The sequence below is a fragment of the Flavobacterium sp. N2038 genome (assembly GCF_025947185.1).
Taxonomy (GTDB): Bacteria; Bacteroidota; Bacteroidia; order Flavobacteriales; family Flavobacteriaceae; genus Flavobacterium.
Window position 1 is genome coordinate 930146 of the sequence record NZ_CP110001.1, and the last position, 12619, is coordinate 942764.

Sequence of the window (12619 nt, forward strand, 5' to 3'; positions counted from 1 at the left end):
TTAATCGTTGTTTGTTTGCTGTTTAATTGTTTAACTGTGAAATCGTTTAATCGGTTTTTTGTTTAAAAGAATACGATTCAAGATAAACAAATTAACAATTAAACGATTAAACATTTTTTACCAGTCTTTTTCTGTTGGTTTAGGATTTCCTTTTACTTTTTGGGCATTTACTTTATCCTGAATTTTTTTCTCTTCGTTATTAACGGCATCTAATAAATTCTGAACGCGATCTTTTGATATTCCTCCAGGTTGTGGCTTTGGTTCTCCTTTATTGTCAGATTTGTCATCTTTCTTAGGATCGTTTTTGCCATCTTTTTTATCCTTGTCTTTATCGCCTTTGTCGTCTTTTTTATCTTTATCCTTATCCTTGTTTTTATCCTTGTCTTTATCTTTATTTTTATCCTTGTCCTTGTCTTTATCCTTATTCTTGTCTTTTTTATCGTTTTTAGGAGGATTTTCTTTTAGTTTTTGTTTGGCCAAGGCATAATTGTATCGTGTTTCATCATCCGTAGGATCATTTCTTAAGGCTTCTTTATAAGCGTTTACAGCTTGTGTATAGTCCTTCTCTTTCATAAAGACATTTCCTAAGTTATGAAACGCTTTGTGTTTTTCGGGTCTTGTTTTGGCATTTTTTATGGCATTCGCGTAAGCAAATTTTGCCTCAGAAACTTGATTTTGTTTGTAAATGCTATTTCCTAAATTATAAGAAGCAGTTGTCTTTTTTGGAAATTTGGATTGCGAAATTCTATAATTGGCTTCGGCATCAACAAATTTATCCTGTTTATATTCTTCATTCGCTGCAGGCAATGTTTTGTCTTTTTCCTGAGCAGAAACTGCTAAAGAAAACGTTAGTAAAATATAAAGAAGTAAATTTTTCATTCTAAATTTTTTATTTTTTGTTCCGAATTAAATCGGGGCAATTATTTCTTTTCGTTAAATAAATTCAACTCTTTTATCCAGTTTGTTTTTCTTTCCAAAAGGAAAATATCTAAGAACAATAAAAGAAAAGCAAAACCAATAAACCATTGAAACTGTGATTGAAACTCGGCCATTTGGGTTGCTTCAAACTCTGTTTTCTGAATATTGTTCAGGGCATTTTTTACATATTCTAAAACTTCTTTTGTATTACCACCGTAAACATAACCACCTTTTGTTGCTTTTGCAATGGATTTTAATCCTTCCTGATTTAATTTTGTAATAACAATTGTTCCGTTTTGGTCTTTTTGATGACTTCTAACGACACCATTTTCTTTTAACGGAATTGTTCCTCCTTTTTCGGTACCAATACCAATTGTGATGATTTTCATTCCAATTTTATTGGCTTCTTCTGCAGCAACTGTAGCTCCTTCAGAATGATCTTCACCATCTGATATTAAAATTAACAACTTGCTGGTTTTACTTTTTTCGTCAAAGTAAGTCGATGATAACCTGATCGCTTCATCAAGTGAAGTTCCTTGAGATGAAACCATATCCGGACTCATGCTTTGAAGGAACATTTTGGCAACACTGTAGTCGCTTGTAATTGGCAGTACAGGGAAAGCACTTCCGGCATAGGCCACGATTCCTATTCTGTCACTTCCTAATTGATTAATGATTTGGGAAACCAATTGTTTACTTTTCTCTAAGCGGTTTGGAGCAACATCTTCGGCCAGCATACTTTTAGAAACATCGACAGCAAAAACGATATCAATACCTTCGCGTTTTACAGTTTCCATTTTGGTTCCAATCTTAGGGTTTACTAATCCGATAATTAGACAAGTAAGAGCCAAAAGTATTACGGTTAATTTTAATACTGGCTTGAAAACAGAACGTTCAGGACTCAGCTTCTTTACCATTTCGAGATCACCAAATTCACGTTGTTTTTTTCTTTTCCAGTACATATTGAAAAGAAAAATACATACCATGATTGGCAGTAAGAATAAAAGGTATAAATATTTTTTTTCGTCTAATTCCATAAATTTTTTAAATTCCAATATTGAAATTCCAAATTTCAAACCTTGCGGTTATTTAAATTTCAATTTTTCAAATTCTAACTTTTTGTTTTGCCCTGAATTAAGTCTCCAAATTTTTGATTCTAAATCTAAATCCCAATTTGGAATTTGGCGTTTTAAAATTTGGATTTTTTAATTTTTTCAAAAATTAAATGAAGCTTCTGTAAACTGTATTTCTCAAGCCGACTTCCAATAATAATAAAAAGACTGCAATTAATGCAAAAGTTCTATATTTTTCGTCATAATCATAGAATTTCAATTCCTGAATTTCTGTTGTTTCCAGTTTATTGATTGCGTTGTAAATTTGAGCTAGTCTATCGTTACTTGTTGCTCTAAAATACGTTCCATCAGTTTTACGGGCTATACTTTTCATTAATTGTTCATCTATCTCGACTTTTTGCATTTTGAATAAGAAACCTCCGTTTGGTGCGTAAGCGTATGGAGATTCTGCCATTCCGTTTGTTCCAATACCAATTGTATAGACTTTTATTCCGTATTGTTTTGCAATATCTGCAGCCGTTTCCGGTTCAATAAAACCGGCATTGTTAACACCATCAGTCATTAGAATAACTACACGGCTTTTTGCTTTACTGTCTTTAAGACGGTTTACTGCAGTTGCCAGACCCATCCCAATTCCGGTTCCGTCTTGTAAAACGGTATCATATCGAATTCCTTTTATGGCTTCTAGAATAATTGGTTTGTCACTTGTAACGGGTGTTTTTGTATAGGCTTCAGAGGCGTATAAAACTAAACCAATTCTGTCATTTGGTCTTTCTGAAACGAAATCTCCTGCCACTCTTTTTAAAGCTTCCATACGGTTTGGCTTTAAATCTTTTGCCAGCATACTCCCAGAAACGTCAATTGCCATTACAATGTCAATTCCTTTTGTTGTTTTTGTCTGGTTACTAATGTCTACAGTTCTTGGTCTTGCTAAAGCAATAATTAAAGAACATAATGCAAGCACTCTAAAAACATACAGACAAGGTTTTAGTTTGGTTAATAGTGATGCACTATTTTTAAAACCTGCTGTTGAACTCATTTTTAAGGTTGCCGTTTGCTGATTGCGTTTCCAGAAAAACCAGGCAATTACGATCGGAATTAATAAGAACAACCAAAAAAATTCCGGATTTAAAAAAGTTATCTTGCTCATTAGTTACTTGCTTTTCTAAGTTCAACAGAATTTAATATTCGGGTTGTGATTTCATTAGCATAAGTATCACCTTCTTCATGCATAATTGTAATTTGCTGTAATCCCTGATCTTGTTTGAAAAGCAAAATTTCGTAATATGCTTTTATACTTGTTTTGTTTACAGGATTTAAGACAGTCATTATTCCATAACCTTTTAGTCCCTGAACACCTTGATTTGTTTGAAAATCTTCTTGTTTTACAATTATATTCTGACCACCCTGTGCTTCGATTACTTTTAGGGACCCTTCCAGTGCTTTTGCTAAATCGAGTTCAACTGGATTTTTGAATTTACTGGTAGAAACAGTTATTAAAAAGTTGTCGATCATACTTCCGTAAGCAAAAAGCTGCATCTCTTTAAGTAATGCCATTGTCTCTTTTGGCAATGCTTTTTGAGTATCCATGCGTTTTAGAACTTTTGGTGTCTCGATTAAAACACCAGGATTTCCATACTCACTTTTTACCCATTCGCCTTCCAGTAATTCTTTAGATGGATGACCAATAATGTTATCTTTTACATAAGTAAAGCCTTTTGTGATAATAAAAAATGTTGTGGTTGCAAACAATAAGAAAACCACTGTTCCTACTGCAATTGCAATACGTTTGTTACGTTTTTTAAGCAATTGAAGTTTGATTTGTTTTTGTCTCTGTGCTTCATTTAGCAATTGATCTTCTTCTTCGGCAGATACTTCGGTTGGAATTGCGTTGTCCAGCGTTAAAATTACTTTTTGAATTTTATTTCGGTCTTCGGTAATTTCAAAATCAAGTGGTTTTGATTTAGCAAATTTTACTAAATCGGCCTGACGTAAAACACGTTCTAAATTCTCAACGGTTTCAGGGGTTAATGCCATTTTCTTTTTAGTAGACGCATTTCTTATTGCCTGAATTAATTCAGAAGTTGTACTTTCCATAGCCGGAATATGAATGGCTTCTTCAATATAATTACGGGCAATATCAGTAAGTTCACTATAGTATTCTTTGATTTCACCTTTTTGAACCAATTCTTTTTGTTCAAGGTTATTCAATAAACCGGTAGCTTTTTCGATTGGAGTTTTATAAACTTCTTCCTCAATTTTCTTTAGTTGACGTTTCTTAACATACCAATAAACGAAAGCTCCAATTCCTATAATTACTGCTAAAACTAAAATATATTTCCACCAGTCACCAATACCGCCATCAGTTGTTGAAATATCTTTTATATCGTACATCTTTTGCTGAAGTGTATCCACTTTTACGTTAGCAACTTCAACTTTAATTGAATCTGATAAAAAAGGTTTTTTATCAATTAAAATCTGGATAGCCGGAATGGTATATTTTCCGGAATCAAATTGTGTTAAACCATATTTTTTGATTAGCTCATATGTGTCATTTTTCTTAACTGTATCAATTGGATAAGATTGAATTACTTCTAAAGGACCAATGGTTTTTAGTTTAGGGAAAACAACTTTAGATTTTGAACTTACCACTGTTTTCAGCGTTAGCTTAAACTCAGCACCGATTTTGTTTTTTGTAGTATCAATGCTTGTTTCAACTTGTTTGCTTTGAGCAAAAACAGTTGAAGTAAGTAAAAATAAAAATATGTAAAATTTTAATTTCATTTGATTAACGATTGAAGATTAACGATTTTTGATTTTTGATTTTCCAAGGATTGTCAATTGTTACTAAAATTGTAATCTTTAATTTTTTATGAATTATTTTTTGATGTTTTGATACTCGAAACGAAAATTGATATTAATTGATTGACCTCTATTTTTGCCCGGGATAAATTTTCATGATCTGATGATAAATTTGCTTTTTCAATAATTTTTAAACAAACAAAAGTTTCTCTTAATTCTTTTAAACAAATTCCCATTTTATGAATAAAATCTCTTTTACTTTCAGCACTTTGTGCTTCACCATAATTTAAGGCCGGAGAAGTACTGGAACGGGTTATTTGCCCTAGTAAATGATTGCCAGCGTAATTCTTTTCAAAAGTAATAGTTAATAATATAATGCTTGCAGCAAAATCAATCAATCTATTTTCTAATTCCTGTTTATTCATTATAAATTCATTTAGGCAATTCGATCAAAAATCAAAAATCGTTAATCGAAAATCTTAAATTTTTATCTTGATTTGAAATAGCCCAATAGTTTTGTTACATAATTTTCGTCAACTCTCGTATTTACAACACCAGCACCCGATTTACGAAATGTATCCTGAAAATAATGCAGTCTTTCCTGATAATGTTTCTCGTAATTCATTCGAACTGTTTTTGAGCCAGTATCTACCAGATGTGTTTTTCCGGTTTCGGCATCAAGCATGGTTACCATACCTAGATTTGGAATTTTTTCCTCACGAATATCATAAACGCGAACTCCGGTAAGGTCATGTTTTTTTGAAGCAATTTTTAAAGTTTGCTCGTAATTATCAGACATAAAATCTGAAATCATAAATACAATGGCTTTCTTTTTTTGGGTTCCTGACAAGAATTTTAATGCCTGAGCAACGTCTGTTTTTTGACTCTTTGGTTCGAATTCTATTAATTCACGAATGATTCTTAAAACGTGTGAACGGCCTTTTTTTGGTGGAATATACAGTTCTACATTATCTGAGAATAATATTAAACCAATTTTGTCATTATTTTGTGTAGCCGAAAAAGCCATCGTTGCGGCAATCTCCGTGACGATGTCTTTTTTAAATTGAGTTTTTGAACCAAAACCTTCGGAGCCCGAAATATCAACCATTAAAACCATGGTCAATTCACGTTCTTCTTCAAATACTTTAACGTGAGCTTCGTTGTAGCGTGCGGTTACATTCCAATCGATATTACGAATATCATCTCCGTATTGGTATTGACGTACCTCGCTAAACGTCATTCCTCGTCCTTTAAATGAAGAGTGGTATTCTCCCGAAAAGATATGATTACTCAGTCTTTTGGTTTTAATTTCTATTTTCCGTACTTTTTTTAAAAGCTCTTTTGTATCCATTTTTGATTTGGTTTATGGTTTATGGTTGTTGGTTGAAGGTGCATAGGCCATCAACAAAAAACTATCAACCATCAACTTTTTAAGGTACTTCAATCTCGTTTACGATTTTGTTGATAATGTCTACAGAAGTAACGTTTTCTGCCTCTGCTTCGTAAGTGATTCCGATTCTGTGACGTAAAACATCGTGCACAACTGCACGAACATCTTCCGGAATGACATAACCACGACGTTTGATAAAAGCGTAGCATTTTGCAGCATTTGCCAAGTTGATACTTCCACGTGGTGAAGCTCCAAAACTAATAAGAGGTTTTAAGTCTGCCAGTTTGTATTTTTCCGGATAACGAGTAGCAAAAATGATATCCAGGATATATTTTTCGATTTTTTCATCCATATAAACTTCACGAACAGCTTCTTGCGCACGCAGGATTTGTTCAACTGAAACTACAGGATTTACTTTTTCGTAAGATCCTTTTAGGTTTTGACGAATTACAAAACGCTCTTCATCGATTTTTGGATAATCAATTACAGTTTTAAGCATAAAACGGTCAACCTGTGCTTCAGGAAGCTGATATGTTCCTTCTTGCTCAACAGGATTTTGAGTTGCAAGAACTAAAAACGGACGATCTAATTTGAAAGTGGTGTCGCCAATAGTAACTTGTTTTTCCTGCATCGCCTCTAATAAAGCCGACTGAACTTTTGCAGGAGCACGGTTAATCTCATCTGCAAGAACGAAATTGGCAAAAACAGGTCCCTTTTTTATAGAAAATTCATTTTGTTTGATGTTGTAGATCATTGTTCCAACAACATCGGCAGGCAATAAATCAGGAGTAAACTGAATTCGGCTGAAAGAACCTTGTACAGCCTGAGACAAAGTATTTATCGCTAAAGTCTTGGCCAGACCAGGTACACCTTCCAGTAAAATATGCCCTTGTCCTAAAAGTCCAATTAATAAGCGCTCGACCATATGTTTCTGGCCCACAATGACTTTGTTCATTTCCATTGTAAGAAGGTCTATAAAAGCACTTTCTCTTTCAATTTTTTCATTAATCGCTCTAATGTCTAAAGTCGTTGTATTTTCTTCCATATAAATATTTTTAAAACCTTGATTTTTATGTCTTAATTTTGAGAGTGCAAATTCAATATTTTTTGAGAAGTAAGATGTTAAAGAATGGTTAAAACTTCGACCAATGACTTAATTTTAAGGACGAATTGTGAATCTATTTTTATATTTTTAAGAACTTTGGTGATTATGCTTTAGAAAAGCATATTTATTACCTTAAATAACACAATATAACCATGAGCAAGACAACATTATCGCCTATTATTTCGGGTACTATGAATTGGGGTGTCTGGGACAAAAATTTGACGCCAAAAGAAATGGAAAGTATGATACAGGTTTGTATCGAAAACAAAATTACCACTTTTGATCACGCCGATATTTACGGGGATTATACTACCGAAGCAGATTTTGGGAAGGCGTTTAAAGCCAGTAAAATTTCAAGAGAAAAATTACAGTTAATTACAAAATGCGGAATTCAGATGATTGCTGAAGGTCGTAAAAATAAAATTAAGCATTATGATTATTCGAAAGAGTACATCATCTGGTCTGTTGAAGAATCATTAAAAAAACTTAAAACAGATTATGTTGATGTGTTTTTATTACATAGACCAAGTCCGTTAATGCAGGCTGACGAAATTGCAGAAGCAGTTGAGAAATTAAAATCGGAAGGTAAAATTGTTGATTTTGGACTTTCAAATTTCACGAATTCTCAAACCGAATTAATTCGTCAAAAAACAGAAATAAGTTATAATCAGGTGCAGTTTTCAGCAACACACTTTGAAGCAATGACAGACGGAAGCTTAGATTATATGCAAACACAAGGAATTCGTCCGTTGTCATGGAATCCGCTTGGGACTGTTTTTAGAGAAGATACAAAGAAAACACGTCGTTTAAAAAAGTTACTTGCAGAGTTAATGCATAAGTACGGATATGGTTCTGATACCCTTTTGCTAGCCTGGATTTTGAAACATCCGGCTGGTGTGATTCCGATTGCAGGAACTGTTAATATTGCAAGAATTCAGGCTTTAATGAGAGCCGTTGAACTGGAAATGGATAAAGAAGACTGGTTTGCCATCTGGACAGAAAGTATGGGCGACGATGTGCCTTAAATTTTAAGTGTTCAGGGTTCAGTTTTTTTAGTGTTCAGCTAAATGCCATTAAAAAAATATTTGCCACAGATTAAAGGATTTACACAGATTACAAGAATCATTTTAAGCTTTTAATCTGTGGCTAAAAAAAAATAAAAATCTCAGAATGAAAAAAACAGTTTTAATTACTGGAGCCACAAGCGGAATTGGAAAAGCAACTGCGCAGATAATGGCAAAAAACAATTACAAAGTTATCCTTTGCGGAAGACGTAAAGATCGTTTGACAGAACTTGAAAAAGAGCTTTCGGTTTTTACAGAAGTACATTCTTTATCATTTGATGTTCGTGATAAAGATGCTGTTTTTGAAAGTATTAATTCATTGCCAGCGGATTTTTCGACTGTTGATGTTTTAATAAATAATGCAGGGAATGCACACGGTTTAGATCCAATTCAAAATGGAAATATTGAAGATTGGGATGCCATGATCGATATCAATGTAAAAGGACTTTTATATGTTTCTAAGGCTATAATTCCGCAAATGATTGAGCGTAAATCGGGGCATATTATCAATATTGGCTCTATAGCCGGTAAAGAAGTGTATCCAAACGGAAATGTGTACTGTGCGTCTAAACATGCTGTTGATGCAATTAACAATGGAATGCGAATGGATTTGAATCCTTACGGAATTAGAGTAGGCGCAATACATCCGGGAATGGTTGAAACTGAGTTTAGCGAAGTACGTTTTAAAGGCGATGTTGACAGAGCTTCAACGGTTTATAAAGGTGTAGATGCTTTACAAGCTGAAGATATTGCCGATATTATTCATTTTGTGGTTTCGAGAAAGTATCATGTTAATATTGCTGACTTGATCGTTTATCCAACTGCTCAGGCATCTGCAACAATAGTCAAAAGAGATTAATTTATTTTAGACTAACTTAGACTTCTTAGATTTGAAGTATACTACAGTTAAAATTTAAGAAGTCTAAATGTCTAAAGTTAAAAGTCTTGTGAGGTCTAAAAATCCAATAATCTAAGAAGTCTGTAAATGATCAATAAACGCCTTTTAATAAAAAACCTGCTCGCTCATAATGACGAGAGCAGTTTTTATGATAAAAAAAGGCAATTGAATCTTCATTCACGAGAGGGGAAAGGAAAGTTCCTCAAGCATATTTGTGCATTATCCAATTCAAATCCAGCCAATAATTCTTACATCGTTGTTGGTGTTGAGGATCATGACAATGAAATTGTAGGTGATGATTTTTTTGATGATAGCAGAATTCAAAATCTCGTTAATGCCTTTTTAGAAAATCCTCCAAAAATTCAATATGAAAATGTACCTTTTCCGAATCTTCCAAAGGATAAGGTAATCGGTTTGGTTACTATAAAACCCAATAGTAAAATTTCATATTTTAAAAAAGGAATTCACACAATACTTGCAAATAGCATATTTATTAGGCGTGGCAGTAATTCGATTCCGTTAGAAATTGGTGAAGAATTCGAAAAAAACTATCAAAATACTGAAACTGTAATTGGAATTGAAAATAGTTCCCGAAATAGTATTCAATATACACTAGATGGTGTTTTTGATTTCATGAATTTCAGGCATAAAGATATGTCGCCAAAATATTATGTCTTTAAAGAACTCTTTGTGATTTGTTGGGCGGGAGTTGCAAAGAAATCCCGCGACAAAACTTTTTTATCTCGCGTAGATATTGAGTTAATCAATGAGCAGGTAAAGCTTTTTTATTCGGCTCAGGATGTTGTTACTATTGTTTACAATGAGGATAGTTTCACCATTACAGAATATGTTCCATTGGGATTAAATGACAAAACAAGTTATTATCCTCTAGAAAAACAAACGATTCATTTTTTTGATAACGGGTACTATAAAATCGATCGTGAGATGCTTTTTCAGCCACCAGAATTCAATCGAAAGATGTTGTACCATATTTATAATTCGAATATTGCATTGCTTCAAAAATTGCAAAAAGGATTTGTTTTATCAGACAGAGAATTAGTTGATCTTGAGAATCTGCCATCGACATTTATGATTTGCTATTTAAACGGGTTTGATGAAGCCAAACAAAAATTAATTGATTCAAAATTGTTGTTGAAACCTTTTCCACAAGTGTACTTGTCTTTTAAAGAAGCACTTCGTATTTTGCGTAAAATGAAATATGATGTTCAGTAAAGATGATGAAAGCTTGTAGGTTCAAAGAGTTTTCGATCTGGAAACACATTGTTGAGTATTTAACTTAAAGTTGATTCAGATATTACTGAAAATTTAAATATTTGCTCACTTCTTCATAAGGAAATAAGATTTCTTTTGGGCCATCGGCGTAGGAGCCTGCTTCGTATGAGTTGTAGTATAAAAGAAGGCCTTCTTCAGTATAAAAAATATTTTGTGGTAGCTGAAATTTATCGTTTTCAAACATTAATCCCGTTGCATTTATATTTGCAGTGGTTGGAATTTTGTATTTCTCGCGAAATCTTTTTTCAGCAAAAACTTTGAACTCATTTTGGTTTTTAAACAATTGGTTGTTGAATATAGTTTTTCCTGTTTGCGGATTAAATAGTAAAGATTTAAAACCCTGATAACCATGTGCTCCGCCAGTAAAAGTATAATGATCAATTTTGATATTTAAAATCTGATCTGATTCAAATTCAATATTTCCTTTAATTTTTCCTTCCCAGCCAAAAGTTTCGCTTGGAAATTTTTTGTGCATTTCTTCATAAGAATCAATGAATGATTTGGCAAGAGAATGGTAGTCATGTACTGATTTTGGATCTTCTCCAAAATAGATTATTTCTTTTACAACAGAAAAAATCTTTTTATTTATACTGTCGGCAGTAATTTTAATATTTTTTGCAACAGGAATGTCAATAGTAACTTTTGGACAATCGCTCTTGCATGGAATGGCAGATTTTTCTTCAAATGTTTCATTCTCAAATGAAAGCTCTTTGTTACAACTTGTAAATATCAAAAACAGAAAGACTAAAAAAGTATAATGTTTCATATCAAAAAGTGTTAATTAAATACAAAGGTAAGAAGTTGTGTCAGGATTAGAATAAATTAAACGGTAAATTTGTACAGGAATTAAAGATTTAAAATTTGTAACTATATGAAATTCAATACAAAAGTAATACATGGTGGTCAGCATCATGATCCAAGTACCGGAGCCGTTATGCCTCCTGTGTATCAAACTTCAACTTTTATTCAGACAAGTCCAGGCAAGCCGTTGGCTGATTATGAATATAGCAGGGCATCAAATCCAACTCGTACAGCCTTAGAAAATGCTTTGGCAAGTATTGAAAATGGTACACGCGGATTAGCTTTTTCATCAGGATTAGCAGCAACAGATTGCATCTTAAGATCATTTAAGGCCGGCGATGAAATTATTGCAATGGATGATTTGTACGGTGGAACTTATAGAATGTTTTCGAGAATTTATAAAGATTCAGGAATTAAATTTCATTTTGTAGATATGACTGATATTGCAAAATTGAAATCATTAATCAATGAAAATACAAAATTGGTTTGGGTAGAAACACCAACAAATCCATTAATGAAACTGGCAGATATTGAAGAAGTTGCTAAAATTACAAAAGCGAACAAAATTTTGTTTGCTGTAGATAATACGTTTGCGACACCTTACTTGCAAAAACCACTAGATTTAGGAGCCGATATCGTTATGCATTCTGCTACTAAATATTTGGGAGGACATTCTGATGTTATTGCGGGCGCTTTAATTGTAAAAGATGAAGCTTTGGGAGATCAATTGCATTTTCAGCAATTTGCTACCGGAGCAACCTTAGGGCCAATGGATAGCTTTTTGGTTTTGAGAGGAATTAAAACGCTTTCTTTAAGAGTTCAGAGACATTGCGAAAACGGAGAAAAAGTGGTGGAGTTTTTAAGTAATCACCCAAAAATTAATACGGTTTATTACCCTGGATTAAAAAATCATCCTTTTCATGAAATCGCTAAAAAGCAAATGAAAGCTTTTGGAGGAATGGTTTCTTTTACTTTTAAATCTGGAAAAAAAGAAGATTCAATTGCCTTTTTAGAGAAATTGAAAGTGTTTACTTTGGCAGAATCTTTAGGAGGAGTTGAATCTTTAGCAAATCATCCGGCTTTAATGACACACGCTTCAATTCCTGCTGATAAGAGAGCAGAAGTTGGTATTACTGATGATTTGGTTCGTTTAAGTGTTGGGATTGAAGATGCAGAAGACTTAATTGCTGATCTGCAACAGGCTTTAGCATAAAAATTAAATTCCAAATTAAAAATCCCAAATTCCAATCTTAATAATTGGAATTTGGGATTTTT

General features: G+C 33.0%; 12 protein-coding genes. 4 read left to right on the plus strand and 8 right to left on the minus strand.

The window, feature by feature from the left end; all coding sequences use genetic code 11:
• Positions 1-117: 117 nt before the first annotated feature.
• The 7 genes from OLM51_RS04070 to OLM51_RS04100 form a co-directional block, all read right to left on the minus strand.
• Positions 118-879, minus strand: coding sequence for a tetratricopeptide repeat protein (locus tag OLM51_RS04070; protein WP_264553126.1), 762 nt, complete (start codon positions 877-879; stop codon positions 118-120).
• A gap of 41 nt (positions 880-920) precedes the next feature.
• Positions 921-1955: a vWA domain-containing protein gene (locus tag OLM51_RS04075; RefSeq protein ID WP_264553127.1), complete on the minus strand. Its 1035-nt coding sequence runs from the start codon at positions 1953-1955 to the stop codon at positions 921-923.
• A 184-nt stretch (positions 1956-2139) separates the two neighbouring features.
• Entirely contained in the window at positions 2140-3141 is a 1002-nt protein-coding gene (locus tag OLM51_RS04080; RefSeq protein ID WP_264553128.1) for a vWA domain-containing protein, read from the minus strand.
• Positions 3141-4775 (minus strand): hypothetical protein, encoded by a 1635-nt coding sequence (locus tag OLM51_RS04085; protein ID WP_264553129.1) that lies wholly within the window; start codon positions 4773-4775, stop codon positions 3141-3143. Before OLM51_RS04085 ends, OLM51_RS04080 begins: the two co-directional genes overlap by 1 nt.
• An 86-nt stretch (positions 4776-4861) precedes the next feature.
• Positions 4862-5218: a four helix bundle protein gene (locus tag OLM51_RS04090; protein ID WP_264553130.1), complete on the minus strand. Its 357-nt coding sequence runs from the start codon at positions 5216-5218 to the stop codon at positions 4862-4864.
• 62 nt (positions 5219-5280) lie between these two features.
• Complete coding sequence (locus OLM51_RS04095) at positions 5281-6144, minus strand: DUF58 domain-containing protein (RefSeq protein ID WP_264553131.1); 864 nt, start codon at positions 6142-6144, stop codon at positions 5281-5283.
• Positions 6145-6223: 79 nt separating this feature from the next.
• On the minus strand, positions 6224-7228 hold the full coding sequence (locus tag OLM51_RS04100; RefSeq protein ID WP_264553132.1) for an AAA family ATPase: 1005 nt from the start codon (positions 7226-7228) through the stop codon (positions 6224-6226).
• A 212-nt stretch (positions 7229-7440) separates the two neighbouring features.
• On the opposite strand from OLM51_RS04100, the gene OLM51_RS04105 reads away from it, so the two are divergent.
• The 3 genes from OLM51_RS04105 (at position 7441) to OLM51_RS04115 (ending at position 10483) form a co-directional block, all read left to right on the plus strand.
• Positions 7441-8313 (plus strand): aldo/keto reductase, encoded by an 873-nt coding sequence (locus OLM51_RS04105; protein ID WP_264553133.1) that lies wholly within the window; start codon positions 7441-7443, stop codon positions 8311-8313.
• Between the two features lie 145 nt (positions 8314-8458).
• The gene (locus OLM51_RS04110; protein ID WP_264553134.1) at positions 8459-9211 is read left to right on the plus strand and encodes an SDR family NAD(P)-dependent oxidoreductase; all 753 of its coding nucleotides are present in this window, start codon (positions 8459-8461) and stop codon (positions 9209-9211) included.
• Positions 9212-9337: 126 nt separating this feature from the next.
• Positions 9338-10483: an ATP-binding protein gene (locus OLM51_RS04115; RefSeq protein ID WP_264553135.1), complete on the plus strand. Its 1146-nt coding sequence runs from the start codon at positions 9338-9340 to the stop codon at positions 10481-10483.
• 82 nt (positions 10484-10565) lie between these two features.
• On the opposite strand, the gene OLM51_RS04120 is transcribed toward OLM51_RS04115, so the two are convergent.
• Complete coding sequence (locus OLM51_RS04120) at positions 10566-11309, minus strand: DUF3298 and DUF4163 domain-containing protein (RefSeq protein WP_264553136.1); 744 nt, start codon at positions 11307-11309, stop codon at positions 10566-10568.
• 105 nt (positions 11310-11414) lie between these two features.
• Between OLM51_RS04120 and OLM51_RS04125 the strand changes: the two genes are divergently transcribed.
• Positions 11415-12557, plus strand: a complete 1143-nt coding sequence (locus tag OLM51_RS04125; RefSeq protein ID WP_264553137.1) for a cystathionine gamma-synthase — start codon at positions 11415-11417, stop codon at positions 12555-12557.
• The last annotated feature ends 62 nt before the right edge of the window (positions 12558-12619 follow it).

Coding starts and splice junctions, on each gene's coding strand:
- OLM51_RS04110 (WP_264553134.1), top strand. CDS start 8,459: ATGAAAAAAACAGTTTTAATTACTGGAGCCACAAGCGGAATTGGAAAA.
- OLM51_RS04090 (WP_264553130.1), bottom strand. CDS start 5,218: ATGAATAAACAGGAATTAGAAAATAGATTGATTGATTTTGCTGCAAGC.
- OLM51_RS04085 (WP_264553129.1), bottom strand. CDS start 4,775: ATGAAATTAAAATTTTACATATTTTTATTTTTACTTACTTCAACTGTT.
- OLM51_RS04070 (WP_264553126.1), bottom strand. CDS start 879: ATGAAAAATTTACTTCTTTATATTTTACTAACGTTTTCTTTAGCAGTT.
- OLM51_RS04080 (WP_264553128.1), bottom strand. CDS start 3,141: ATGAGCAAGATAACTTTTTTAAATCCGGAATTTTTTTGGTTGTTCTTA.
- OLM51_RS04115 (WP_264553135.1), top strand. CDS start 9,338: ATGATCAATAAACGCCTTTTAATAAAAAACCTGCTCGCTCATAATGAC.
- OLM51_RS04075 (WP_264553127.1), bottom strand. CDS start 1,955: ATGGAATTAGACGAAAAAAAATATTTATACCTTTTATTCTTACTGCCA.
- OLM51_RS04105 (WP_264553133.1), top strand. CDS start 7,441: ATGAGCAAGACAACATTATCGCCTATTATTTCGGGTACTATGAATTGG.
- OLM51_RS04095 (WP_264553131.1), bottom strand. CDS start 6,144: ATGGATACAAAAGAGCTTTTAAAAAAAGTACGGAAAATAGAAATTAAA.
- OLM51_RS04100 (WP_264553132.1), bottom strand. CDS start 7,228: ATGGAAGAAAATACAACGACTTTAGACATTAGAGCGATTAATGAAAAA.
- OLM51_RS04125 (WP_264553137.1), top strand. CDS start 11,415: ATGAAATTCAATACAAAAGTAATACATGGTGGTCAGCATCATGATCCA.
- OLM51_RS04120 (WP_264553136.1), bottom strand. CDS start 11,309: ATGAAACATTATACTTTTTTAGTCTTTCTGTTTTTGATATTTACAAGT.